The organism is Actinomadura spongiicola (assembly GCF_003432485.1).
GTDB classification, from domain to species: Bacteria; Actinomycetota; Actinomycetes; order Streptosporangiales; family Streptosporangiaceae; genus Spirillospora; species Spirillospora spongiicola.
The window spans coordinates 157,723-180,398 of sequence record NZ_QVNQ01000001.1 but is presented as its reverse complement, the minus strand read 5'-3'; the positions used below and the strand labels follow the sequence as shown (position 1 = coordinate 180,398).

Annotated in this window: 24 protein-coding genes and 1 tRNA gene; 9 read left to right on the top strand and 16 right to left on the bottom strand. The window is 70.0% G+C overall.

What is annotated here, in order from left to right; all coding sequences use genetic code 11:
* Positions 1-84: 84 nt before the first annotated feature.
* Complete coding sequence (locus D0T12_RS00865) at positions 85-630, top strand: ATP-binding protein (protein WP_199487220.1); 546 nt, start codon at positions 85-87, stop codon at positions 628-630.
* 711 nt (positions 631-1,341) lie between these two features.
* Here the strand turns inward: D0T12_RS00865 and D0T12_RS00860 are convergent.
* Positions 1,342-1,797, bottom strand: a complete 456-nt coding sequence (locus D0T12_RS00860; protein ID WP_117397315.1) for a MarR family winged helix-turn-helix transcriptional regulator — start codon at positions 1,795-1,797, stop codon at positions 1,342-1,344.
* An 87-nt stretch (positions 1,798-1,884) separates the two neighbouring features.
* Here D0T12_RS00860 and D0T12_RS00855 point away from each other — a divergent pair, with 87 nt between their 5' ends.
* Together D0T12_RS00855 and D0T12_RS00850 are read left to right on the top strand one after the other, a co-directional pair.
* Positions 1,885-2,745, top strand: coding sequence for an alpha/beta fold hydrolase (locus D0T12_RS00855; RefSeq protein WP_117397314.1), 861 nt, complete (start codon positions 1,885-1,887; stop codon positions 2,743-2,745).
* Between the two features lies 1 nt (position 2,746).
* Positions 2,747-3,589 (top strand): DMT family transporter, encoded by an 843-nt coding sequence (locus D0T12_RS00850; protein WP_117397313.1) that lies wholly within the window; start codon positions 2,747-2,749, stop codon positions 3,587-3,589.
* 5 nt (positions 3,590-3,594) lie between these two features.
* On the opposite strand, the gene D0T12_RS00845 is transcribed toward D0T12_RS00850, so the two are convergent.
* From D0T12_RS00845 to D0T12_RS00820, 6 genes are all read right to left on the bottom strand, one after another.
* Positions 3,595-4,413, bottom strand: coding sequence for a glycerophosphodiester phosphodiesterase family protein (locus D0T12_RS00845; RefSeq protein ID WP_233525777.1), 819 nt, complete (start codon positions 4,411-4,413; stop codon positions 3,595-3,597).
* A gap of 2 nt (positions 4,414-4,415) precedes the next feature.
* Positions 4,416-5,699 carry an adenylosuccinate synthase gene (locus tag D0T12_RS00840; protein WP_117397312.1) on the bottom strand — a complete coding sequence of 428 codons (1,284 nt, stop codon included), beginning with the start codon at positions 5,697-5,699 and terminating at the stop codon, positions 4,416-4,418.
* A 960-nt stretch (positions 5,700-6,659) separates the two neighbouring features.
* Positions 6,660-7,082 (bottom strand): DUF3151 domain-containing protein, encoded by a 423-nt coding sequence (locus D0T12_RS00835; RefSeq protein ID WP_117397311.1) that lies wholly within the window; start codon positions 7,080-7,082, stop codon positions 6,660-6,662.
* Positions 7,083-7,129: 47 nt separating this feature from the next.
* Complete coding sequence (locus tag D0T12_RS00830; RefSeq protein WP_117397310.1) at positions 7,130-7,621, bottom strand: GNAT family N-acetyltransferase; 492 nt, start codon at positions 7,619-7,621, stop codon at positions 7,130-7,132.
* Positions 7,622-7,668: 47 nt separating this feature from the next.
* A complete protein-coding gene (locus D0T12_RS00825; RefSeq protein WP_117397309.1) occupies positions 7,669-8,118 on the bottom strand; it encodes a winged helix-turn-helix transcriptional regulator in 450 nt (149 codons plus the stop codon).
* A gap of 40 nt (positions 8,119-8,158) precedes the next feature.
* Positions 8,159-8,650 carry a SigE family RNA polymerase sigma factor gene (locus D0T12_RS00820; protein ID WP_117397308.1) on the bottom strand — a complete coding sequence of 164 codons (492 nt, stop codon included), beginning with the start codon at positions 8,648-8,650 and terminating at the stop codon, positions 8,159-8,161.
* Between the two features lie 261 nt (positions 8,651-8,911).
* On the opposite strand from D0T12_RS00820, the gene D0T12_RS00815 reads away from it, so the two are divergent.
* Positions 8,912-10,000 (top strand): hypothetical protein, encoded by a 1,089-nt coding sequence (locus tag D0T12_RS00815; protein ID WP_199487219.1) that lies wholly within the window; start codon positions 8,912-8,914, stop codon positions 9,998-10,000.
* Complete coding sequence (locus D0T12_RS00810; RefSeq protein ID WP_117397307.1) at positions 9,994-10,833, top strand: MauE/DoxX family redox-associated membrane protein; 840 nt, start codon at positions 9,994-9,996, stop codon at positions 10,831-10,833. The genes D0T12_RS00815 and D0T12_RS00810 overlap by 7 nt, the downstream gene beginning before the upstream one ends.
* A 49-nt stretch (positions 10,834-10,882) precedes the next feature.
* Here D0T12_RS00810 and D0T12_RS00805 read toward each other — a convergent pair whose 3' ends face one another.
* Positions 10,883-11,122, bottom strand: a complete 240-nt coding sequence (locus tag D0T12_RS00805; RefSeq protein WP_117397306.1) for a hypothetical protein — start codon at positions 11,120-11,122, stop codon at positions 10,883-10,885.
* A gap of 291 nt (positions 11,123-11,413) precedes the next feature.
* Complete coding sequence (locus tag D0T12_RS00800; protein WP_233525776.1) at positions 11,414-12,598, bottom strand: ATP-binding protein; 1,185 nt, start codon at positions 12,596-12,598, stop codon at positions 11,414-11,416.
* A 327-nt stretch (positions 12,599-12,925) separates the two neighbouring features.
* Here D0T12_RS00800 and D0T12_RS00795 point away from each other — a divergent pair, with 327 nt between their 5' ends.
* A complete protein-coding gene (locus D0T12_RS00795; RefSeq protein WP_117397304.1) occupies positions 12,926-13,381 on the top strand; it encodes a MarR family winged helix-turn-helix transcriptional regulator in 456 nt (151 codons plus the stop codon).
* Between the two features lie 3 nt (positions 13,382-13,384).
* Here D0T12_RS00795 and D0T12_RS00790 read toward each other — a convergent pair whose 3' ends face one another.
* Entirely contained in the window at positions 13,385-13,801 is a 417-nt protein-coding gene (locus D0T12_RS00790; protein ID WP_117397303.1) for a hypothetical protein, read from the bottom strand.
* 162 nt (positions 13,802-13,963) lie between these two features.
* Here D0T12_RS00790 and D0T12_RS00785 point away from each other — a divergent pair, with 162 nt between their 5' ends.
* A complete protein-coding gene (locus tag D0T12_RS00785; RefSeq protein WP_117397302.1) occupies positions 13,964-14,695 on the top strand; it encodes a M15 family metallopeptidase in 732 nt (243 codons plus the stop codon).
* A 479-nt stretch (positions 14,696-15,174) separates the two neighbouring features.
* Here D0T12_RS00785 and D0T12_RS00780 read toward each other — a convergent pair.
* From D0T12_RS00780 to D0T12_RS36285, 3 genes are all read right to left on the bottom strand, one after another.
* Positions 15,175-15,263: transfer RNA gene (locus tag D0T12_RS00780), tRNA-Ser, on the bottom strand.
* Positions 15,264-15,322: 59 nt separating this feature from the next.
* The gene (locus D0T12_RS00775; protein WP_117397301.1) at positions 15,323-15,751 is read right to left on the bottom strand and encodes a hypothetical protein; all 429 of its coding nucleotides are present in this window, start codon (positions 15,749-15,751) and stop codon (positions 15,323-15,325) included.
* A 59-nt stretch (positions 15,752-15,810) separates the two neighbouring features.
* The gene (locus tag D0T12_RS36285; RefSeq protein WP_233525775.1) at positions 15,811-17,901 is read right to left on the bottom strand and encodes a MinD/ParA family ATP-binding protein; all 2,091 of its coding nucleotides are present in this window, start codon (positions 17,899-17,901) and stop codon (positions 15,811-15,813) included.
* 172 nt (positions 17,902-18,073) lie between these two features.
* On the opposite strand from D0T12_RS36285, the gene D0T12_RS00765 reads away from it, so the two are divergent.
* Positions 18,074-19,030, top strand: coding sequence for an NAD(P)H-quinone oxidoreductase (locus D0T12_RS00765; protein WP_117397300.1), 957 nt, complete (start codon positions 18,074-18,076; stop codon positions 19,028-19,030).
* Between the two features lie 13 nt (positions 19,031-19,043).
* A complete protein-coding gene (locus D0T12_RS00760; protein ID WP_117397299.1) occupies positions 19,044-19,586 on the top strand; it encodes a bacterial proteasome activator family protein in 543 nt (180 codons plus the stop codon).
* A gap of 47 nt (positions 19,587-19,633) precedes the next feature.
* On the opposite strand, the gene D0T12_RS00755 is transcribed toward D0T12_RS00760, so the two are convergent.
* The 3 genes from D0T12_RS00755 to D0T12_RS00745 form a co-directional block, all read right to left on the bottom strand.
* Positions 19,634-20,437, bottom strand: a complete 804-nt coding sequence (locus D0T12_RS00755; protein ID WP_117397298.1) for an HAD family hydrolase — start codon at positions 20,435-20,437, stop codon at positions 19,634-19,636.
* Between the two features lie 64 nt (positions 20,438-20,501).
* On the bottom strand, positions 20,502-21,761 hold the full coding sequence (serS, locus tag D0T12_RS00750; RefSeq protein WP_117397297.1) for a serine--tRNA ligase: 1,260 nt from the start codon (positions 21,759-21,761) through the stop codon (positions 20,502-20,504).
* A 52-nt stretch (positions 21,762-21,813) separates the two neighbouring features.
* Complete coding sequence (locus tag D0T12_RS00745) at positions 21,814-22,530, bottom strand: class I SAM-dependent methyltransferase (protein ID WP_147339326.1); 717 nt, start codon at positions 22,528-22,530, stop codon at positions 21,814-21,816.
* Positions 22,531-22,676 lie beyond the last annotated feature (146 nt).

Below are 22,676 nucleotides of genomic sequence, written 5' to 3'. Positions count from 1 at the left end.
GTTTCCGGTCGTGCCCATCAGGGCATTTCGGACGTACGGGAACAGCGGTGACGGGACTCGCCCAACGACAGGAAACACGGGGAGGTGAGGACGTCGAGCGTCGTACTGCTCCCACACGCCGCGTCCAGCGTCGCGGTCGCCCGTAAACGCCTCAGCTCCGAGCTGGTCGACTCGGGTGTCTACGAATCAATCGTGGACGACGCCAGCGTCATCGTCAGCGAACTCCTCAGCAACGCCCTCCGCCACGCGCGCCCACTACCGTCCGGCCAGGTCAGAGTCTGCTGGCTGCGCCGCGGAGACATCCTCGAACTCGAAGTCAGCGACGGCGGGGCCATGACCGAACCCCGCCGCGGCCCCGGCACCCTCTCCTCCCTCGGCGGACGCGGACTCGGCATCGTCGAGGCCCTCGCCGACGGCTGGGGCGTCCGCCACGAAGACGGCGCGACCACGGTTTGGGCCGTCCTCCGCGCACCAAGATCAGCGACCGGAAACGGCGCCACCGCGCCGGCCGGAGCGCCCGCGGTCGTCCCTGACCTGGCCGACTTCCCCGACCTCATGGACGAACCCGGCGACGAACGCCGCGAAGAGGCGAGAAACGGAACCGCGCGGAGCCGCGCATACCCGGCCTAAACGGGACGCCGCCTGGAAGAACCGGCACGGACCTTGTAAAGTCCTCACCAAGCTCGGGCGATGTCGTGCCCCCGTCGACACCGCCCGAGCTGTATTTATTGTATTTTTCTCCTCCTTCGGCCCTGGCGGGCCTCCATCGTCGAAAAACACGGTGCGATCGCTGGCATCGCTCCGGCTCGCCTTGCGGCTCGCTGCGCGATCAGGTTCTCGCAGGCTCGAACCTGCCTTCGGACGCGATCGCAAACCCTGAGGTTGTTGCGGGTTGCTGTGCGGGCTGAGGCTGTTGGTCAGGCAAGTCCCGCGCGGGCTTTCAGGCCCGGCGTGCCTCCTACACCGTGGGCTGCGGCGCGCTCGCCTGTGTCGCTTCGACTCGCCTGGCGGCTCGCTGCGCGATCAGGTTCTCGCTCCGCTTGAACCTGCCTTCGGACGCGATCGCAGACCCTGAGGTTGTTGTGGGCCTTCGTCCGTAATGGCTGCGGTGCGATCGCTGGCTCGCTTCGCTTGCGCCTGCTTCGGCAGCGATCGAATATTTTCAGGCCGGCGAGCACCTTTGCCCAGACGACCCCGGCCAGCGCAACCCGCAACCGCTCGCCTGGGGGTGGGCTTCGCGAACTGGTTTTCGCAGGCTCGAACCTGCCTCGGGCAGGTCGGCCGAGGCCGGGGGTGTGGTGGTGGGCTGGGGCAATGGATGGCTTCTGGGTGGAAGCGGGATCACCGGTGGTTGGTGATGGTCTGTTCGATGCTGGTGAGGGTGTTGAGTTGGTCTCGGGTTAGCAGGCCGGTGAGGTGGCGCTGGACGGACGCCAGGTGCGTTGGAGCGGCCTTCTCGTAGGCGTGGCGGCCCGAGTCGGTGAGCAGGACGTCGTCGCCGCGGCCGTCGAGTTCGCAGGGTTCGCGGGCGATGAGGCCGCGGCGTTCCATCCGGCCGAGCTGGCGGGACAGGCGGCTGTGGGCCCAGCCCATCCGGGCGGTCAGCTGACCGACACGGATGCAGTGCTCGCCGCTCGACATCGCCGCCACGGTGGACAGCACCTCGAAGTCGGGCAGCGACAGGCCTGCCTCGCGCTCCAGGTCGCGTGCGACCTCGGCGTCCACGAGCAGTTGGAGGCGGCGGTAGGCGCGCCAGGCGTCCTGTGCGGCGATCTCCGGCCGGGAGCGTTGGGACATGTCAGGGAGTCTACGAGATTTTCTTTACATGTAACCGATTTCGGGTCTAGCTTGTTCGTTACATGTAACGAGATTAGGGAGCGTGGGATGTCGACCGGTGAGCGGATCATCAAGGTCAACGGCGTGGAGCTGTGCGTGGAGGTGTTCGGCGACCCGGAAGACTCGGCCGTCCTGCTGATTCATGGGGCGGGGCATTCGCTGTCGGCGTGGGACGAGGAGTTCGTGAAACGGCTGGTGGCTGGGGGCAGGCGGGTCATCCGGTACGACGGCAGGGACGCGGGGCGTTCGACCGCCTACCCGGCGGGATCACCCGGGTATGGGCTCCGCGATCTGGTCGCGGACGCCGCCGCGCTGCTCGACGCGCTCGGCGTCACCTCCGCCCATGTGGTCGGCATGTCGCAGGGCGCGGCGGTCGCCCAGCTCTTGGCCCTCGACCATGCCGACCGGGTGGCCTCGCTCATCCTCGCCTCCGGCACGCCCGGCGGACCAGGCCACCACTACCCCGATCTGCCGGAGATGTCGCGGGAGCTGTTCGCGGACGAGCCCGTTGAGCCCGACTGGTCCGATCGGGCCGCGGTCATCGATTATCTGGTCGAGGCCGAACGGCCCTTCGCCGCGCGCTCGCGTCCCTTCGACGAGGAGGGTATGCGGGCCGCGGCCGAACGCGTCGTGGACCGGACCGTCGACGTGGCCGCGCAGCTCACCAACCCCTTCATGATTGATGCGGGTGAGCCATGGCGTGGGCGGCTCGGTCAGGTCGGCGCTCAGACGCTGGTGTTCCATGGGGCTGAGGACCCGTTCTTCCCGGTCGGCCACGGCCGCGCGCTCGCGGCGGAGATTCCGGGCGCCCGCTTCGTCCCGCTGGAAGGCACCGGTCACGAGGTCTTTCCCCGGCACCAGTGGGACGTCGTCGTCCCGGCGATTCTCGACCACACGGCGGGACGCTGAAGTGATCGCCATCGCCCTCGCGTTGGGCGCCGCCCTCGGCTGGGGAGCCTCCGACTTCCTCGGTGGGTTGAAGAGCCGCGCGGCGCCGCTGCTCACGGTCTTGCTGATTTCGCAAGCGACGGCCCTGGTGCTGGTCACGGTACTGGTTACCGTGCGCGGTGCGAGCCCGCCGGGTATGGGGTCGCTCGGCCAGGCCGCGGCGGCCGGGGTCGCCGAGACGGTCGGGGTCGCCGCGCTCTACCGTGGCCTCGCCGTCGGCAGGATGAGCATCGTCGCGCCCGTCGCCGCGACCGCGCCGGTCGTCCCGCTCCTGGCGGGCCTGGCGACCGGGGAGGTTCCCGGGACGGTCCAGTTCGGCGGGCTGGTGCTGGCGCTCCTCGGGCTCGTCATCACCTCGCGGCGAGCCGGGGGTGAGCAGGACACGACCACGCGGGCTCTGCCCAGCGTCCTGTACGGGCTGTTGGCGGCCCTCGGGTTCGGCACGTTCTTCTTCGCCATGGACGGCGCGAGCAAGGGCGACGTGGGCTGGGCGCTGCTGACCGCTCGCCTCACCGCCACCGTGGTCGTCGCGGCGGTCGTCGTCCTCAGCAGCCATCGCGTCGCGGTCTCGCGGACGGATCTTCGCGCGGTTGTGGCGATCGGCGTCCTCATCGTCACCGCCGACACCCTCTACGCGACCGCCTCGACTTACGGGCTGGTGGGCGTCGTCGCGGTTCTCGGCTCACTCCACACCGTCGTCACGATGGTCCTGGCACGGGTGTTCTTGAAGGAACGGCTGGCGCGTCCGCAGCATGTCGGGATCGCGACCTCGCTGTTGGGCGTCCTGGCCATCTCCGTGGCGTGAGCGCCTCAGTTCGTGATGCGGTCGGGGTAGTCGGTGACGACGGCGTCCGCGCCGTAGGCGGTGAAGCGGGACAGGTCTTCGAGGGTGTTGACCGTCCAGACGATGACCGGGAGGTCGGCGGCGTGGGCCTGGTCCACCAGGGCGGGGGTGGTGAGCGCCGCTTCGGGGGAGATGGCGGTCGCGCCGATGGACGCGGCCGCGGCGACCGGGTCGTTCGGTGGGTGGTCCGCCAGCCAGGCGGTGTTCGCCGCGAGGGTCTTGCGTTCGAACAGGGCCACGCGGCCGAAGTCGGGGTGGTGCTTTCGAGCCGTGGTCAGGACGCGCCAGTCGAAGGCGAGGAGGCGGGTCCGGTGCGTGAGGTCGTGGGACGTCAGGATGTCCGCCGTGGCGGCGGTGAAGTGTTCGATCTCGGCGAGCGGCCAGGTCGGGTCGGTCTTCAGTTCGACGGACAGGGTCACGTCCGTCGCGTCCAGCAGGGCGCACGCCTCGGTGAGGGTGGGGATGCGGGCGCCCGGTACGGGCACCTGCGTGAACGCCTCATGGGGCCGGGTGCCCGCGTCGATGGTGCGGAGCTGGGCGAGGGTGAGTGACCGGATCCGCTTGCCCACGTAGGGGAAGGCGGGGTCGCCGGGCCACGCGGGTGCGGTGTCGGTGAGGTTGGCCGGTGAGAGGGCCTGGTCGTGGTTGAGGACGACCACGTCGTCCGCGGACAGGCCGACGTCGAGTTCGATGGCGTCCACGCCGAGGGCGACCGCGTGGGCGAAGCCGGGGAGGGTGTTCTCCGGCCGGACGCCCCGGGCGCCTCGATGCCCGTGGATCTCCACTCTCAGACGAGCGGGCGCAGGGAGAGGGTCTGGTCGCGGCCCGGTCCGACACCGATCGCGGAGATGCGGCAGCCGGACATCTCCTCCACGGCGCGGACGTACGCCTGCGCGTTCTTGGGCAGGTCCTCGAACTTCTTGGCGCCGCTGATGTCCTCCTGCCAGCCGTCCAGGTACTCCAGGATCGGCTTGGCGTGGTGGAACTCGGTCTGGGTCGTGGGCAGTTCGTCGACGCGGACGCCGTCCACCTCGTAGGCGACGCACACCGGGACCCGTTCCAGACCGGACAGGACGTCCAGCTTGGTGAGGAAGTAGTCGGTGATGCCGTTGACGCGGGTCGCGTAGCGGGCGATGACGGCGTCGAACCAGCCGCAGCGGCGGTCGCGTCCGGTGGTGACGCCGTACTCGCCGCCGGTCTTGCGCAGGTACTCGCCCTGCTCGTCCAGCAGCTCCGTGGGGAAGGGCCCCGAGCCCACGCGGGTCGTGTACGCCTTGATGATGCCGATCACGCGGCTGATCTTCGTGGGACCGATGCCGGAGCCCGCGCACGCGCCGCCCGCCGTGGGGCTGGACGACGTCACGAACGGGTACGTGCCGTGGTCGAGGTCGAGGAGCGTGCCCTGGGCGCCCTCCAGCAGGACGACCTTGTCGTCGTCCAGGGCCTGGTTGAGGATCAGCGTGGTGTCGGCGACGAACGGCTTCAACCGCTCCCCGTACGCCACGTACTCCTGGACGATCGGGCCCGTCTCGATGCGGCGCCGGTTGTAGACCTTCGTCAGGACCTGGTTCTTCTCGCGCAGCGCCAGATCGAGCTTCTGGGTGAGGATGTTCGGGTCGAAGAGGTCCTGCACCCGGATGCCCATGCGATTGATCTTGTCGGCGTAGGTGGGGCCGATGCCGCGTCCGGTGGTGCCGATCCTGGCCTTGCCGAGGTAGCGTTCGGTGACCTTGTCGAGGGCCCGGTGGTGCGGCATGATCAGGTGCGCGTTCGCCGAGATCAGGAGGCGTTCGCAGCTCACGCCGCGGTCGCGCAGGCCGTCGATCTCCTGGAGCAGCACGGCCGGGTCGATCACCACGCCGTTGCCGATCACCGGTACGACGTCGGGGGACAGCACCCCGGACGGCAGCAGGTGCAGCGCGTAGCTCTGGTCGCCGATGACCACGGTGTGCCCGGCGTTGTTGCCACCCTGGTAGCGGACGACGTAGTCGACGTCCCCGCCGAGCAGGTCTGTGGCCTTGCCCTTGCCCTCATCTCCCCACTGGGCCCCGACAAGAACGATGGCAGGCATGCCACATTTCCTTCCCACGACGAAGGCCCCGGTCGCCGCAAGCGCGAAGGGGCCTCTTGCGATCAAAGCGTACCCGGACCTGGGCGGCAAAGAAACCGGACGCCGACTCCCCCGCCGGTCACGCCGGGTTCGAGCACCACGAAAGTGGTCCGTCCATTAGCGGCCCCGTCGTCCTCGCACCGAGACCCCTTACGGGCCGACGCGCCCAAGACCGTCGGCCGCTCGCGCCGCATCGCGGAGCAAGCCCCTGCAGCGCCCAGCCTTGCCGCCTGCATCCACCCGCGCCGTGCCGTTCCTTACGGGACGATGTGCCTCAGGACGCGGCCAGAACGTTGGCGGTCGCGTTGCGACGCGGGGCAGCCCCTGCCGACCGGGTCTACACGAGCGAAGCGACAACCAGATCGCGCAGGAAGCCAAAGCGATGCCAGCGATCGGGCACCGCAGCGCGGTCCACGACGTCGTGGGCGCCAGACCCGCGCCCCCTTGCCTAGGGAGCCCATCACCAAGGCATTGGACGACCTCAGTGCGCACAGGGACCCCACAACGAACCGAGGTCGGTCACCTTGCCGGACAGGTTTCGAGCCTGCGAGAACAGCGCTCGGTCTCGCCGCCCGTCCATTCGCGCCGGTCCTCTCCTTACAGGACGGCGCGCCTAAAGACGTTCGGTCGCTCGCGCCGCATCGCGGCGCAAGCCCTTGCAGGGCTCAGCTCGCCGCCTGCACCCACCCGCGCCGTGCCCCTCACGCGTCGATGCGCCTCAGGACGCAGCCAACGTCGGCGGTCGCATTGCAGCGCGGAGGAGGCCTCTGCAGCTCTCGGTCTCGCCGCTTGCACCATCCGCGCCGACCTCCTCACGGGACGGCGCGCCTCGGGACGCGGCTATGACCTCGGCGCGGTCGGGCTGTCGGCGCGAAGAATGATTCTTCGGTGATCGGCACCGGCGTCCTGGCGACTCGTGTCTCAGGACGCGTTGAGGGTGTCGGCGGCGGTCGGGCTGCTGTCGCGGAGGAAGGTTCTGCAGCGTTCGGCCTCGTCGTCCTCGCCGATGGCGGCGGCGGCCCGGCCCAGGGCGTGCAAGGCGCGGAGGAAGCCGCGGTTGGGCTCGTGCTCCCACGGGACGGGTCCCTGCCCCCGCCAGCCGGCGCGGCGGAGTTGGTCGAGGCCGCGGTGGTAGCCGGTGCGGGCGAACGCGTACGAGTCGATGACGCTGCCGGTCGCGAAGGCGCGGTCGGCCAGTTCGGCCCAGGCGGCCGGGTAGTCGGGGTGGCGCGCGGCGACCTCGAACGGGTCGAGGCCGCCCTCCAGGGCCTTGCGGGCCCCGGGGTGGTCCGGGAGTTCGGTCGGAGGCAGGCCGCCGAGCAGGTTCTGGGTCATGCGGGTCATCGTAAGCAGGCCCGGCGTGATCGGTTCAACCGGGCCGGGCGGCGCGTTCACCCGGGTAGGGGGAGGTGGAAGTGCGTGAGACCGCCTTCGCGGGTGGAGCGCGCGGCGGGCCAGCCGCGCCGGATGAGCCGGACGGCGCCGGTGTTGGTGGGGACGACGTCCGCGTCGAACTCGACGATGCCGCGCCGTGCGGCGAGTTCGGCGAGGTAGGCGACGAGGACGGTGCCGATGCCGAGACGCTGCCACGGGTCGGTGACGAGGACGGCGATGTCCGCGCGGCGGGGGCGCTTCCGGTGGCGGACGTACTCGGCGATCGCGACGATCTCGTCGGCGTCCAGCGCCACCAGGGCGTCGCGGTCCCAGTGGTCGAGGCCGTCGAGAAGGGCGAGGTAGTGGCGGGGGAGACGGGGGGTGCCGGAGGAGAAGCGGGTGTAGAGGCTGTCGGAGGACAGCCGGTCCGACATCCGCAGGACGCGGGGACGGTCGGCGATGCCGTACGGCCGGATCCGCACGTCCGGCGGCACGGTGAGTTGTTTCATACAACTCATTGGACCGCAGGAGGTTGCGTGAAGCAACGAGGTTTCGGTCAGGCGCTCGGGCCGGGGCGCGGTTCCACGTCGCCCGGTCCGAGGAACGCGCCACAGACGTCGCAGGTGAAGCGCGGGGTCAGGACGCCGGCACAGCCGTGGTGGCCGATGATCAGGGGTGGTCCGTCGGGGGCGTAGTGCCGGTCGCCCCACATCATCAGCGTCATCATCGCGGGCCACAGTTCGACGCCCTTGCGGGTCAGCCGGTACTCGTGCCGCTCCGGCCGCCGCTGATACGGGACGCGGCGCAGGACGCCCTCGTCGCAGAGCCGGTTGAGCCGGTCGGTCAGGACGTTCCGCGCCACGCCGAGCGCGTCCTGGAAGTCGTCGAAGCGCCGCACGCCCTGGAAGGCGCTGCGGATCACCAGCATCGTCCACCGGTCGCCGACGATCTCCAGCGAGCGCGCGAGCGAACAGTGCTGTGAGTCGTAGGTGCGGGGTAGTGCCATTCTCTCGACCCTACCCAGGTTTCGTCACACAACGCACTGGTCAGGACGCGGTCATGAGCTCGCGAAGTCTGGTCATGCCGCGGGACACGGTGGACTTGACCGTTCCGACGCTGACGCCGAGGGTCTCGGCGATCTCCCGTTCCGACATGTCCTCGTAGTAGCGGAGCATGACGGCGATGCGTTGCCGTTCCGGGAGGCGGCGGAGCGCGCGGCTCAGCACGTCGCGCATCTCGCTGCGGCCGGCGTGGTCGTCGTCCACGGGACGGTCGGGCAGCCGGTCGGTCGGGTACACGTCGAGTTTGCGGCGGCGCCACCAGGAGATCTGTGTGTTGACCATGGCGCGGCGGACGTATCCGTCGACGGCGGACGGGTCCTCGATGCGGTCCCAGGCGAGGTAGGTCTTGGCGAGGGCCGCCTGGAGGAGGTCCTCGGCCTCGCCGCGGTCGCTGGTGAGCTGGGTCGCGGCGCGGAGCAGCACGGTCCCGCGTTCCGCCACGTACGCGCGGAACTCCTCGTGCCGCGTCCCGTTCACCTCACCACCGGACCAGGGGTTGCGGAGCCGCCGCCGACTCCCCGTACGACGACGATCGCATGGAGATCGTAATTTCGGGCATACGAAAAATACATATCCGGGTCAACCGGAGAATAATCTTTCTCCCAGGTAGATCGAACGTCCTCCACTCGCTGACTAATCGCGACAAATCCGTCGACAGCGAGAGTCACCGCGCGTGACTCTTGACTCACTGTTCTCACAGCAGTGAGCCAGAGTGATGATGGACGCCGGAGCCCCGTGATGCCCCCACCCCCACCCCGTGGTGCCAGCCGTCGCCGACGCCGGGCGGCCGTCCTCGGCACACCCCCGGGCGACGACCGACCGGAGCGGGCGCGGCGACCGCTGGACGTGGTGACCGGCCTCGTCCTGGACGCGAGCCCGCACCTGCTGGTGGTGGGCACGGCCGGCGGGGAGGCGCGCCTCGCGATCAGCGAGGCCACGACGGTCTGGCATGGCGGTCGCGGAGGCACCGCCCTGCTCCGGCCGGGCCGCCGAGTGGTCGTCCGGCCGCGGGACGCCGGGCCCGGCACCGCCGATGACGGGTGGACGGCCGCCCGCGTCCCGGGCGGTGCCCGCGCCGCCGACCGGATATGGGTCGACATCGCCCGGGTCACCGGCACGATCCTGGCGTGCGGGAAGGGCGCCGTGGACGTGGACATGGGCCCGCACCGGGGCCGGACCCGGGTGGAGATCCCGCCGCGGTCACTCGAACGGGTGCTGGTCCGGCATCCGCGGCTGGAACCCGGTTACCTGATCGACGTGATCTGCGTGCGGTCACCGGACGGTCCGCGGGCGGTGCTTCCGGGCACGTCCCAGCCGGGTCACCGGGCGGACGATCTCGCCGCGCCGGAGCACAGCGCCCCCGTGCCCGCCGTGCTGCGCGGGACGGCGACCTGGTTCGGCGGGCTCGATGACCGGGGGGACGCGGGGGACGTGGCGGACGGGGCGGCTTACCCGGCGGTCGATGCCGAGGGGGACGCCGGGGGATGCGGGAACGCCCCGTCCGGCTGCGTCGCCTTCCCGTTCCTGTCGCTGGGCAGCGAGATCACCGTCCACAACGAGTGCGACGGGCGCGGCGCGCGGGTGCCGGTCGTCGAATGCGGTTGTGTCGCGGCCCGCTACTGCGACCGGTGCGTGGAGTGCGACGCGTCGCCGCGCGGGCGGATCGTGGAGTTGACGCCCGCCGCGTTCGCGCGGCTCGGCGGCGACCTGGTGTCCGGGTGCTTCACCGCCGCCGTCCGCCCCCTTCCGGAGAACTCGGGGGACCGTCCCGTCGTGGGGGAGCAGTGCGCTCTCTCCGGAGCCTCGAAGGGGGCGGCGTCATGGTGACGGCGTTCCAGAACACGCAGGTGCTGCTGCTGGCTTCGGTGCTGCTCGCCGCGTGCCTGGCGAAACTGGCGGTGCGGGAGCCGGTGGCGAACACGTCCCACCGTGTCCACGGTGTGCCGGTGCCGGCGGGGCTCGCCCGGCTGACGGCGCTTCGCGGCAGCCGCCGGATGGCGGTCGGGCTCGGGCTCGGCGAGGGGGTCCTCGGGCTGGCGCTGCTGATGACGTCGCATCTGTCAGTGCGGCTGGCGACGACGGTGGCGTTCGCCGCCGCCACCTGGCTGGTCGGTGAGCTGCGGGTTCACCGTCCCGACGCCGGCTGCGGCTGCTTCGGCGGCCTGTCCGCCAGGAGGGTCGAGCGGCGGAGCGTCCTGCGGGCGATGCTGTTCACCGCGGCGGCGGTCGCCGCGCTCGGCGCGCCGCTGGCGGGGTTGGACGTGCTGCGGGACGTGCAGGCGCAGGTGTGGCTGGTGTTCGCGGTGGAGTTGGCACTGTTCGCGGCGCTGTCCCCCGAACTGCCCGCGCTGCTGGAAAGGAGTTCGCTGCCGCGCTGCCCGGGGCGCGCGTCGACGCCGTGCGAGCGGCGGCGCAGCCCGATCGAGGAGACGTACGCGACGCTGCGCGGCAGCGCCGCGTGGGCGGAGCACGAGAACGTGATCGTGAGCGCGGTTCCGCTGGACGTGTGGCGGGAGGGCTGCTGGCGTTTCGTGGTGTTCCCGGCCCGTAGGGACGGGCGGGACATGGAGGTCGTGTTCGCCGTGTCGACCGCCGAACGCGACCGGACCGTCCGGGCGGCCCTCACGGCGGACACGAAGGACCTCTCTGCCGTTCTCTAACCCTTTCTTGGACACGTCCAAGAAAGGGTTAGAGAACGATGAGATGCCGTCACCGGCCGCGTTCGGTGTCGTCCTCCGGCAGGTCGCTCTCGGGGCCTGCGAACTCGTCTTCCGGGCGGCCGCCCCCGCCCATGTCGGACGGGTAGTCGTACTGGCCGTAATACTCCTGTTCCGGTGCGCCCGGGTCCTGCTGGATGTCGGCTTCGTCGTAGCCGCCCATGGAGGTGGACAGGTCGTCTTGGGAGTGGTCGCGGTCCGGATCCTGGTGACGGAACCGATCGTCGTTCATGTCTTCCGTTCCCCCGATTTCGGTTTCGCGCCCTGCGGACGGGCGCGCTCCTACGGGGGGTGCCATACCCAGGCGACTCCGTGCCTCTCCTGCCTCACCCCTTCACCTGTCTACATCCCTCTAGAGAAAATCGTAGAGAAGCATAGAAAGAACCAGAGGGAAGGCGAGAAGAATCTACGGCTTTCTACGACTGAAGCTAGAGAGCCGAAGATTTAGCGGACGACACGAATCCATGCGGCGCTCTACCGATCTCTAGCCTTCGTGCTAGAGATCGCTATGAAGCCGAAGGGTTCAGGCGGGCTGGGAGCGGAGGAACTTGCCGAAGTGCGGGACGGTGAACGCGACCATGCCGCGTTCGGCGCTGTAGATGAGTCCCTTCTTGATGAGGCCGTCGCGGGCGGGCGACAGGCTGGACGGTTTGCGGCCGAGCTCGTCCGCGACGGACGCGGTCGGCACCGGATCGTCGCCGAGCATGGCCATGGCGCGCATGTAGTCGCGCTCGGCGGGGGTGGCGCGTTCGTAGCGGCTGCCGAAGAAGCCGACCGCGAGTTCGCTCTCCGCCTCCGGCGCGGCGACCTTGATGTCGTCGGCGGTGATCGGGGTGTCGGGCGCGACGTCCCAGACGACCTTGGCATAGGCCTGGACGAAGTACGGATAGCCGTCGGCCGCGCCGTACAGCGCGTCGAGGGCGTCCTTGGTGAACGTGACCTCCTCCCGCTCGGCGGGGGCCAGCAGGGCGTGGTCGGCGGACTCGCGGTCGAGGCGGTCGATGCGGGCGTAGCGGAACAGCCGCTCGGAGTAGGACTTGCTCGCCGACAGTACGGCCGGCAGATGCGGAAGCCCGGCACCGACCACGATCAGCGGCCCGCCGACCTGCGACAGCTCATGGCAGGCGGCGCACAGCGCGGACACGTCGTCGGCGGGGATGTCCTGCATCTCGTCGACGAACAGGGCGATCCCGACGCCGACGTCGGTGGCCACGGACGCGGCGTCCACGAACAGCTCGGTGAGGTCGATCTCCAGATCTCCGGAGTCGGCACGTCCCCGGGAGGCGGGCACGTCGATGCCGGGCTGCCACCGGTGCGCCCGCGCCTTCTCCTTGCCGGACGGTTCCGGACCCGACTGCGCGAAGGCCTTGAGCACGCCCAGGAAGTCTTCGATGCGGTCGGGCGCCCGGTGCCGGGGCGCGAGCTCCCGGACGGCCCGGTGCAGCGCCGAGGCGACCGGCCGCCGGATCGACTGGTCGGGACGGGCCTCGATCTTCCCGGTGCCCCACAGCCTTTGGATGGCCATCGACCGGAACGCGTTGAGCAGCACGGTCTTGCCCACCCCACGCAGCCCGGTGACGATCATGCTGCGCTCGGGGCGCCCCCGGGCCACCCGTTCGAGGACCACCTCGAACTGCTTGAGCTCACGGTCGCGACCGGCCAGCTCCGGAGGGCGCTGCCCGGCGCCCGGGGCATAGGGATTGCGCACGGGGTCCACGCTGTCGGACTCTATGAGGCGATATAGCTGAGGCCGTAGATTTGCGTAGAAACCGCTGCGGCGTGTCGCGTGCTCGCGCCGCCGTCCGCAGCGCGCCGGGCCGTCCGGCCCCCGCGTGGCCACCGTCGCCACCATGCCGCCTCCCCGGCGAGCGCGCCCACCAACGAACCCGTCGAACCTTTGTTCGACTATTCGAACACACTAGCGCACGCGGCCCCCGCCCGTCACCCGGACCCGAGAACTTCCGGGCCAAGGTCTTGCTAACGTGAAGGTAAGGCGTATTAGTTGAATCTTCAATCATGACGTATACTGGACATCATGAGTGAACCTCGCTGGCTCGATGCCGCCCAGCAGCGCGATTGGCGAGCGTACGTCGACGGCAGCGTCCGGCTCACCGAGATCATGGATCGTGATCTGAAGACGCGGCACGGGCTGTCGGTCTCGGAGTACGAAATCCTCGTCCGGCTGTCGGAGGCTCCCGATCGGCGGCTGCGCATGGCGGAACTCGCCGAGAACGCCAGCCAGTCCCGCAGCCGACTGTCGCACACCTGCTCCCGCCTGGAGTCGAAGGGCCTCGTCAAACGGGACAACTGCCCGAACGACAAACGCGGCGTGTACGCCCACCTGACCGACGAGGGCTTCGCCGCGCTCGACCGGGCCGCCCGCGACCACGTCGAGACCGTCCGGAACTACTTCATCGACATCATCGACCCGCACGACCTCGAAGCCATCGGCCGCGCCTTCTCCCTCGTCCTCAAGAACCTGTCGTCCTGACCCCTACAGGGGGACGGTGATGCCGGTGAGGAAACCGACGGACATCAACGTCAGGAACACCCAGGCCAGCATCATCCCGAACCCGAACGTCCGCCACCGCCCCCCGACCTTCCACACCAGCAGCCCCCCGAGCCCGAACGCCAGGACCAGCAACGTCACGAACTGTGGCAGCAGACTCGGCCTGCGGCTCGTCATCAGCGGCGCGTACATCATCACGGCGTCAACGAGAACAAAGATGCCGAAGCCGGCCCCCAACGCCTTGACGTCGCGTCCGAGGAAGGCCCACGCACGCTCCACGAACACCTGGGCCCGGTCCGTCCGCAGCCGTGGACTGACCGTCTCCTCGACCTCCACGCTGTGCGCCACGGCGAAGATCTCGTCTTCGAGGCTGGGGAAGTCCCGCTCCCGAGAATCCGCCATCCCGGCTCCCCCCTGGGCCGCACACCGCCGGCGACCTGCCCGGCGGACGAATGAGTTCACGACCCGTCCGTTCCGGCCCCTTTCCCACGTACGCGCCGTCAAACGCACCGTAGCGAATCCCCGGTGGCACGTGCAGGCCACCGGACATGCCATGCTGGAAGAATGCCAGGTAGAGGGCACCTTCGCAGCGCGGCTCTCCTCGCCGCGGTGATCATGACGGCGCTGGCCGGTTGCGGCGGCGGCTCCGACGACACGGGCGAGACCGCCCCACCCGCGACCCCGCCAACCGCGCCCGGCACCACCACGACCCCACCCGCCACGCCCGCGTCCTTCCAATCACAGATCAAGAAGGTCACCGCCGCCGACCTGAAGCACTCATGGCGCAGAGGCTGCCCGGTGCCGCCGTCCGGCCTACGGATGATCGAGATGACCTACTGGGGCATGGACGACCGCCCGCACACCGGTGGACGACTCGTCGTCAACGCCGGGGAGGCCAAGGACCTGGTCGGCGTCTTCAAGAAGCTGTACGACATGCGCTACCCCATCGACCGCATGGAACCGGTCGACAAGTACAAGGGAAGCGACTTCCAGTCGATCGAGGCCAACAACACCTCGGCCTTCAACTGCCGCACCGCGACCGGATCGAGCTCCTTCTCCCAGCACGCCTACGGCCTGGCGATCGACATCAACCCCTGCCAGAACCCGTACGTCTACGCGAACGGCCGCATCGCCCACAAGGACTGCACGAAGTACAGGAACCGCAAGAACGACGACCCGGGCGTCATCCACGTCGGCGACAAGGTCGTCCAGGCCTTCGACTCGATCGGCTGGGGCTGGGGCGGCGAGTGGAGCGGCGCCAAGGACTACCAACACTTCTCCAAGTCAGGCCGCTGACCCCACCCAAACCCCCAGCCGCAGCGCCCACACCACAGCCCATGTAGGAGGCCGGGTCCGGCGACCCGCACGGGCCTCCTCTGACCGACGGCCTTAGCCCGCACGGGAACCCCGTAGCGACCTCAGGGTTTGCGATCGCGTCCGAAGGCAGGTGCGAGCGAAGCGAGAACCTGATCGCGCAGCGAGCCGCCAGGCGAGCCGAAGCGATGCAGCGATCGCATCGCGGTTCACGGTGTTGGAGGCGCGCCGGGTCCGACCGCCCAAAGGACCCTCTTCTGACCGACGGCCTCAGCCCGCACGGGAACCCCGCAGTGACCTCAGGGGTTGCGATCGCGTCTGAAGGCAGGTGCGAGCGAAGCGAGAACCTGATCGCGCAGCGAGCCGCCAGGCGAGCCGAAGCGATGCAGCGATCGCACCGCAGTTCACGACGATGGAGGCCCGCCAGGGCCGAAGGAGGAGTGAACTGCAATTAAACACAGCGGAGAGTGTGGGATTCGAACCCACGAGGACTGTCCCCAGCCCTGGGCGCTTTCAAGGCGCCTGCACTAGTCCACTATGCGAACTCTCCAGGTGGCCAACGTCAACGATAGCGGCCAGGGGGCACTGTCTTCGACCGCATATCGCCAGTCACATCAACGCGATGTCGGCGCGCGAGTAGTTGCAGCCGCAGGGTTCTCCCTGGTGGACGTACGTCATGGTCGCCTCTCCTTGCCGTTGTTCTTTCCTCGTTGAGGCCGTGACGCGTACTGGTAGGTCAGCGACCTTCCGCGCGTCCTTCTGGGCGAGCGTGAGGTGCAGCATGCGTGTACTGCCCGTCTCGTCCAGGGAACAGGCCACCGACCCACAGGACACCGTTTCGTCGCGGCGCGTGAGGCGGAAGCTCGTGCAGGGCATCTCGCCGACGCAAAGGTGCATCCGTACACCTTCGGCGGTCACCTGGTCGAGCCCTGAGACGGTGACCGTCACGGGCATCGGGCAGGGCCCGCAGATCGCCTGGCCGTTGGACGACGATGAGGAGCAGCCCACGCACAGGGCCAGCAGCGCGGCGGCCAACACCGGTCGTGCTCCACCGATCATGGCGCTGGGACGCGGCCCGCGCCCTCACGGTTCCCCGGCTACTGCGGACGCTGGTACGCGAAGCCGTCACCGACCACGGCCGCGAGCATCAGGTATGCCTCGCGTGTGCCGGGAGCGAGTTGGTCCAGCTCCACCTCGGCGCCCTCCTCCAGGTGGTCGTCGTACGGGATGCGGACGACGGCGCGGCAGCGGCTCTCGAAGTGGGCTTGGAGCTTGTCCAGGTCGACCTGGCTGCGGGTGCGGGTGCGGACCATCGACAGCACGACCACACCGTTGCGCACCAGATGGCCGTGGTTGTGGGCCTCCAGCCAGTCCAGCGTCGCGCTCGCGGAGCGGGCACCGTCCACCGACGGGGAGCTCACGAGGACGAGTTGGTCGGCCAGGCTCAGCACGCCCGCCATCGCCGAGTGCAGCAGCCCGGTCCCGCAGTCGGTGATACAGATCGAGTAGAACTGTTCCAGGACGACGGCCACGGCGGCGTAGTCCTCGGCGCTGAACGCCTCGCTCACCGCCGGGTCGCGGTCGGACGCCAGGACTTCGAGCCGCGCGTTGTTCTGCGACGTGAACGCCCGGACGTCGGCGTACCGATGGATCTTGTCGCGGTTGTTCAGCAGGTCCCGGACGGTCGCGGCCGTCTCCAGCTTGACCTTGTCCGACAGCGTCCCGCGGTCGGGGTTGGCGTCCACCGCGATGACGGTGTCGCCGCGCAGTTGGCCCAGCATCGAGCCGAGCCCGGTCGTAGTGGTCGTCTTGCCGACGCCGCCCTTCAGCGACATGACGGCGACCCGGTGATGCCCGCCCGCCACCGGGGTCCGCGCCCGCGCGATCAGGTCCTTGCGGCGCAGGTCGCCCTGCGACTCCCCCGGGTGGATGCTGCCCGCGGTCGCCTTGTAGACGGCGCGCCGCCAGCCGGAGGACGGCGCGATACGACGCTCGCCGAGCAGGTTCTCGGAACTGAGACTGTCGGCGTTCTGTGGCTGGTGGTGCTGGGGGTACTGCGCGGGATGGCCTGGAGGCGGTTGCACCGGCTGGCCCGGCCCCTGCGGATATCCGGACGGGTCGTGCGGCGATCCGCCGGGGTATCCGTATCCCGCCACGGGTTGTCCGGTGTTCGGATCGACCGGGTACTGCTGCCCCGCGACGTTCGGGTCGGCTGGGGGGTACGGCTGTGCGGCGGCGTTGGGGTCCTGCGCGTAGGGCTGCCCTGTGTTCGGGTCCACTGGGGGGTACGGCTGCCCCGCGGTCGGGTCTACCGGCGTATACGGCTGTCCTGAAGCGTTCGGATCCTGTGCATATGGCTGACCCGTGGTCGGGTCCACCGGTGGGTACGGCTGTGCGCCGGCGTTCGGGTTCTGCGTGTAGGGCTGGCCCGTGTTGGGATCGACCGGCGGGTACTGCTGCGCGGCGGCGTTCGCGTCCTGCGCGTACGGCTGGCCCGTGGTCGGATCCACCTGGGGGTACGGCTGAGCCGCGGCGTTCGGGTCCTGGGCGTAGGGCTGGACTCCGTTGACATCCCTTGGCGGGTACTGCTGGCCCGTGGCATTCGGACTTTGCGCGTAGGGCTGGCCTGTGTTGGGGTCGACCGGCGGGTACGGCTGTACGGCGGCGTTCGGGTCCTGTGTGTAGGGCTGGGCTGTGTTCGGGTCCGGCGGGGGGTATTGCTGGACGGACGCGTTGGGGTCCTGGGCCGGGAGTTGGTCGGACGGGTAAGGCGGCAGTTCTTCGAAGGGTGGCGCGGAGTTGCCGTTGGCCTCGTACGGCGACGGCTGCGACGGATGGGGAGCCTTGGACGGGTCGTTGTCGGGGGTCGCGTACGGGGGCGGGAGCATGCCGCCGTCGAACGGCTGTGGCATGGGGCCGCCGTCGTAGGGCGGCGGCTGCGGCGGTCCGGAGGGCTCCGGCGGGTACTGCTCGAAGGGCTGCTGGAACGTGGGGGGCGGCGGTGGCGGGGGCGCGGCGAGCCAGGGGTTGGCGTTGGGGTCGAACTGGTCGTTCTCGGGCTGGGCGGTCGTCTCCGGTGGAGCGTTCTCCTGCTCCGCGGGAGGCTGCTGGTTGGAGTCCCCGCTCAACGCGTCAAGAGAGGCCAGCCGCTCCTCCAGGGAACGCCCGTCGTGCTCGTTCCTCGCCACCGTTCTTCCCCCTCGTGCACGCCTCTGATGATCAACACGGTGCAGGTGGGCAAACTGGCCCCCACGCAGGATACCCGTGCGTCAATGGCGTGTACGCCCCGTGGAGATCGAGGTTGGCGCGGTGTCGACCTGGTCCGGGTGAGACGCGTCCGTGCCCGGTAGCGTGGCCGGTATGCATGCGATCGTGATCCGCGAACCGGGGGACGCGGACGTCCTGGAATGGGAGCCGGTGCCGGATCCGGCGCCGAAGCCGGGCGAGGTCCTGATCGACGTGGTGGCGAGCGCGGTCAACCGCGCGGACGTCATGCAGCGCAGGGGCCTTTACCCGCCGCCGGACGGCGCCCCGCCGTACCCGGGCCTGGAGGTGTCGGGCCGGGTCGCCGAGCTCGGCCCCGAGGTGACCGGCCTCCGGGTCGGGGACGAGGTGTGCGCGCTGCTGAACGGCGGCGGGTACGCCGAACGGGTCGCGGTGCCCGCGTCGCAGGTGCTTCCGGTGCCGCGCGGTGTGGACGTCGTCGACGCGGCCGGGCTGCCCGAGGTGGCGTGCACGGTGTGGTCGAACGTCTTCATGCTCGGTGGGCTCCGCGCCGGGGAGACCCTGCTGGTCCACGGGGGCGGCAGCGGCATCGGGACGTTCGCGATCCAGCTCGCCAAGGCGCGTGGCGCGCGGGTGGTGACGACGGTGGGCAGCGCGGAGAAGGCGGCCCGCTGCCGGGAACTCGGCGCGGACGTGACCGTCAACTATCGTGAGGACGATTTCGTCCGGCATGGGCCGTACGACGTGATCCTGGACCTGATCGGCGCCAAGTACCTGGCGAGGAACGTGGACGCCCTCGCCGTCGGTGGACGGTTGATGGTGATCGGGTTGCAGGGTGGCGCGCGGGCGGAGCTGGACATCGGAAAGTTGCTCGGCAAGCGGGCGCTGGTGCACGGGACGACGCTGCGGGCCCGTCCGTTGGAGGAGAAGGCGGAGATCGTGGCGGACGTCCTGGAGAATGTGTGGCCGCTGCTGGAGTCGGGCGCCGTCCGGACGGTCGTGGACCGCCGGATCCCGATGCGGGACGCGTCGACGGCGCACCGGCTGCTCGAAGACAGCGGTCATGTCGGAAAGATCCTGCTGACCGTGTGAGGATGAATGGATTATGAGCGAGCCTTCGAACAAGCATTCTGAACAGGATCCGCAGGTGCTCGTGGTCGGCCCGAACGGCATCGCCGTCGAGGGCGGCGGTGGCGGTGACTCCGAGGGCAAGTCGGTCACCGACATGGTCGAGCAGCCCGCGAAGGTGATGCGGATCGGCGGGATGATCCGGCAACTGCTGGAGGAGGTCAAGTCCGCGCCGCTGGACGAGGCGAGCCGGGCGCGGCTCCGGGAGATCCACAAGTCGTCCATCAAGGAGCTGGAGGACGGTCTCGCGCCGGAGCTGGTGGAGGAGTTGGAGCGGCTGTCGCTGCCGTTCACGGACGGCACGGTGCCGAGCGAGTCGGAGCTGCGGATCGCGCAGGCGCAGCTCGTCGGCTGGCTGGAGGGCCTGTTCCACGGCATCCAGACGACGCTGTTCGCCCAGCAGATGGCGGCGCGCGCCCAGCTGGAGCAGATGCGGCGCGCCCTGCCCGCGGGCATGATGCCGCCCGGCGCCGAAGAGGACCACACCCCCGGTTCCCGCTCGTCCGGCCCCTACCTGTAAGCCCCCTGGCGGACACGGCCGCGCCCCCCACGCGGGCGCGGCCGTCGCTATGGGAAGAGGCGTTCGAGGACCTCCGCGACACCGTCGTCGTCGTTGCGGGACGTGGTGTGCGTGGTGGCCGCCAGCACGAGCGGATGCGCGTTGGCGACGGCGTAGGAGGTTCCCGCCCAGGTGAGCATCGCCAGGTCGTTGGGCATGTCACCGAACGCGGTGACGTCGGCGGAGGTGACGCCGTGCTCGACGCACAGCGCGGCGAGGGCGGTGGCCTTGGTGACGCCGAGCGCGCTCATCTCCAGCAGCCCCCGCCCGGACGAGTGGGTGACGGTGACGAGGTCGCCGACGGCCTGTTCCGCCTTCTCCGCGAGCGTGTCGGGGTCTGCGTCGGGCTGGAACGCGAGCAGTTTCGTACCGCTGCGGTTGACGAGGTCGTCGCCCTCCACGGGACGTCCACCGAAGGCTTCGAGGTCCCAGCGTTCCAGGCCGTACGAGGCCTCGAACACGAACCCGGTCGTGTGCTCCACGGCGAACCGCAGTTCGGGGGAGACACCGCGGAGCCGACCGACCGCCTCGGCGATCACGTCCGGGGGCATCTCCCGGGTCTGGAGGACGGTCTCGGTGTGCAGGTCGTACACGACGGCGCCGTTGGCGCAGATCGCGACCCCGTGGTGGCCGACGGCCTCGGCGACCTCCGTCATCCAGCGCGGCGGCCGCCCGGTCACCATGACGAGCATCGCCCCGGCCCGTTCCACGCGGGCCAGGGCGGCGACCGTCCGGTCTGAGATCGTTCCATCGGAGCGCACGACCGTTCCGTCGAGGTCCGTGGCGATCACACGCGGCGAGGATGTGCTCATGTCACCTTCCAGGGCAGATTAGACAAACCCTAAGTGACGCGTACGACGGACCTCGCGGCGGGCTTCAGCGCTTGATCGGCTCCAGGACGTCCTGGCCCAGGTACTTCCGGAGGGCCTCCGGGACGTGGACCGTCCCGTCCGCCCGCTGGTGGTTCTCCAGGATCGCGACCATCCACCGCGTCGTCGCGAGGGTCCCGTTCAGGGTCGCGACCGGGCGGCTCTTACCGTCGCCGTCCTTGAACCGCACCGCGAGGCGCCGCGCCTGGAACTCGGTGCAGTTCGACGTGGACGTGACCTCCCGGTACGTGTTCTGCGTCGGCACCCACGCCTCGCAGTCGTACTTGCGCGCCGCGCTGGACCCGAGGTCGCCCGCCGCCACGTCGATCACCCGGTACGGGATCTCGACCTTGGCGAGCATCTCCTTCTCCCACTCCAGCAGCCGCAGATGCTCGGCGTGCGCGTCGGCGGGATCGCAGTAGGAGAACATCTCCACCTTGTCGAACTGGTGGACGCGGATGATGCCGCGCGTGTCCTTCCCGTACGACCCGGCCTCGCGGCGGAAGCACGAGGACCACGCCGCGTACCGCCGCGGCAGCCCGTCGATGATCTCGTTCATGTGGTAGGCGGCGAGCGGGACTTCCGACGTCCCCACCAGGTACAGCTCGTCCTGCGGAAGGTGGTACACCTCCGCGGCGTGCGCGCCGAGGAACCCGGTGCCCTCCATCGCCTCCGGCTTCACCAGCACCGGCGGGTACATCGGGACGAACCCGGCCGCGACGGCCTGTTCCATGGCGAGGTTGAGCAGCGCGTACTGGAGCCGCGCGCCGACGCCCGTCAGGTAGTAGAACCGGGCTCCCGACACCTTCGCGCCGCGTTCCATGTCGATGGCGCCGAGGCTCTCCCCCAGCTCCAGATGATCTTTCGGCTCGAAGTCGAACTTCGGCGGCTCGCCGACGTGTTCCAGGACGACGAAGTCCTGCTCGCCGCCGGGCGGGGCGCCGTCCTCGATCAGGTTCGGGACGCCCCGCAGCACCGCGTCGAGTTCCTCGCCGAGCCGGTCGGCGTCGGCCTCGGCCTCCTTGACCTGCTGCGCCAGTTCCTTGGCGCGGCTCAGCAGCCGCTGCCGCTCCTCGCCCTGCGCCTTGGATACCGACTTGCCGAAACTCTTCTGTTCCGCCCGCAGCCGCTCGAACGACGTCAGCGCCGCGCGGCGCCTCTCGTCCAGGTCGAGCAGCCGGTCGACGACGCCGTCATCCTCCCCGCGGGCGCGCTGGGAGGCGCGCAGCCGGTCGGGGTCCTCTCGAAGAGCTCGCAGGTCGATCACAGACCCGAGGCTACCGGCCGAACCCCCCGGACCGCGCGCAAGTATCGCCGGTTCAGCGGACGCCGCTCGCGAGGAGCGCGTGCGCCGGAAGCTCGATCGCGCCGTCCGCCGTCGCGTACCCGGAGACGATCTCGTCGTAGGCGTCCTTGATCCGCGCGACGGTCGGGGCGTCCTGCCGTCCGACGATGACGCCGTTGCTGCCGACCTCGGACAGCGCGCCGAGCCGCCACCACTCCTCGGGGTCGACGGCGTGCCTCCAGGTCACCTCCTGGACGGCCACGTCACGGAGCCCGGCCTCCGCCACCAGCCGCCGGAACGCCCCCGCCTCGCCGTACCGCGCGAACGGCGACTCGGGGATGTCCTCGGGCCACGGCACCCCCACCCGCTCGATCGCCTCCCGGACGACGCCGAGTGCCCCGCTACCGGGCATCACCCAACAACTCAACGCAAGCCGCCCGCCGGGCCTCAACACCCGCCGCAATGCGGCGATGGCCACGTCCGGGGCGCCCACATGGTTGATGACGAAGTTCCCGGCGACGGCGTCGAACGTCCCGTCCGCGAACGGCACCTCGGGCAGGACGGCGACCCGCACGTCCAACCCGGCAACGTTCCGCCGCGCGGCCTCCACCATCCCCGGTTCAGCGTCCAGCGCCGACACCACGGCCCCCCGCCGCACCGCCTCCGCCGACACGAACCCGGGCCCCGCCCCCACATCAAGAAACCGCGTGCCGTCCCCAACGCCCACGGCATCCAACAGCGGCCCGACCATATACCGCGTAAGCCGCGCAAACCCCCGCTCATAAGCAGGCGCCCGCCCCGCCCACAACTCCCGCTCAAAAAGATCAAAGTCCTCGACCACGCCCGCACCCTACGCTGTGTTCATTGCAGTGCACTTCTCCTTCGGCCCTAGAGGGC

Excerpts from the sequence above, each read along its gene's own strand:
- D0T12_RS00805 (WP_117397306.1), bottom strand. The coding sequence starts at position 11,122 with ATGAACGACGATCGGTTCCGTCACCAGGATCCGGACCGCGACCACTCC.
- D0T12_RS00765 (WP_117397300.1), top strand. The coding sequence starts at position 18,074 with ATGCATGCGATCGTGATCCGCGAACCGGGGGACGCGGACGTCCTGGAA.
- D0T12_RS00755 (WP_117397298.1), bottom strand. The coding sequence starts at position 20,437 with ATGAGCACATCCTCGCCGCGTGTGATCGCCACGGACCTCGACGGAACG.
- D0T12_RS00835 (WP_117397311.1), bottom strand. The coding sequence starts at position 7,082 with ATGACCCGCATGACCCAGAACCTGCTCGGCGGCCTGCCTCCGACCGAA.
- D0T12_RS00860 (WP_117397315.1), bottom strand. The coding sequence starts at position 1,797 with ATGTCCCAACGCTCCCGGCCGGAGATCGCCGCACAGGACGCCTGGCGC.
- D0T12_RS00825 (WP_117397309.1), bottom strand. The coding sequence starts at position 8,118 with ATGGCACTACCCCGCACCTACGACTCACAGCACTGTTCGCTCGCGCGC.
- D0T12_RS00785 (WP_117397302.1), top strand. The coding sequence starts at position 13,964 with ATGCCAGGTAGAGGGCACCTTCGCAGCGCGGCTCTCCTCGCCGCGGTG.
- D0T12_RS00745 (WP_147339326.1), bottom strand. The coding sequence starts at position 22,530 with ATGGTCGGGCCGCTGTTGGATGCCGTGGGCGTTGGGGACGGCACGCGG.
- D0T12_RS00760 (WP_117397299.1), top strand. The coding sequence starts at position 19,044 with ATGAGCGAGCCTTCGAACAAGCATTCTGAACAGGATCCGCAGGTGCTC.
- D0T12_RS00840 (WP_117397312.1), bottom strand. The coding sequence starts at position 5,699 with ATGCCTGCCATCGTTCTTGTCGGGGCCCAGTGGGGAGATGAGGGCAAG.
- D0T12_RS00855 (WP_117397314.1), top strand. The coding sequence starts at position 1,885 with ATGTCGACCGGTGAGCGGATCATCAAGGTCAACGGCGTGGAGCTGTGC.
- D0T12_RS00795 (WP_117397304.1), top strand. The coding sequence starts at position 12,926 with ATGAGTGAACCTCGCTGGCTCGATGCCGCCCAGCAGCGCGATTGGCGA.
- D0T12_RS00830 (WP_117397310.1), bottom strand. The coding sequence starts at position 7,621 with ATGAAACAACTCACCGTGCCGCCGGACGTGCGGATCCGGCCGTACGGC.
- D0T12_RS00790 (WP_117397303.1), bottom strand. The coding sequence starts at position 13,801 with ATGGCGGATTCTCGGGAGCGGGACTTCCCCAGCCTCGAAGACGAGATC.
- D0T12_RS00815 (WP_199487219.1), top strand. The coding sequence starts at position 8,912 with ATGCCCCCACCCCCACCCCGTGGTGCCAGCCGTCGCCGACGCCGGGCG.
- D0T12_RS00810 (WP_117397307.1), top strand. The coding sequence starts at position 9,994 with ATGGTGACGGCGTTCCAGAACACGCAGGTGCTGCTGCTGGCTTCGGTG.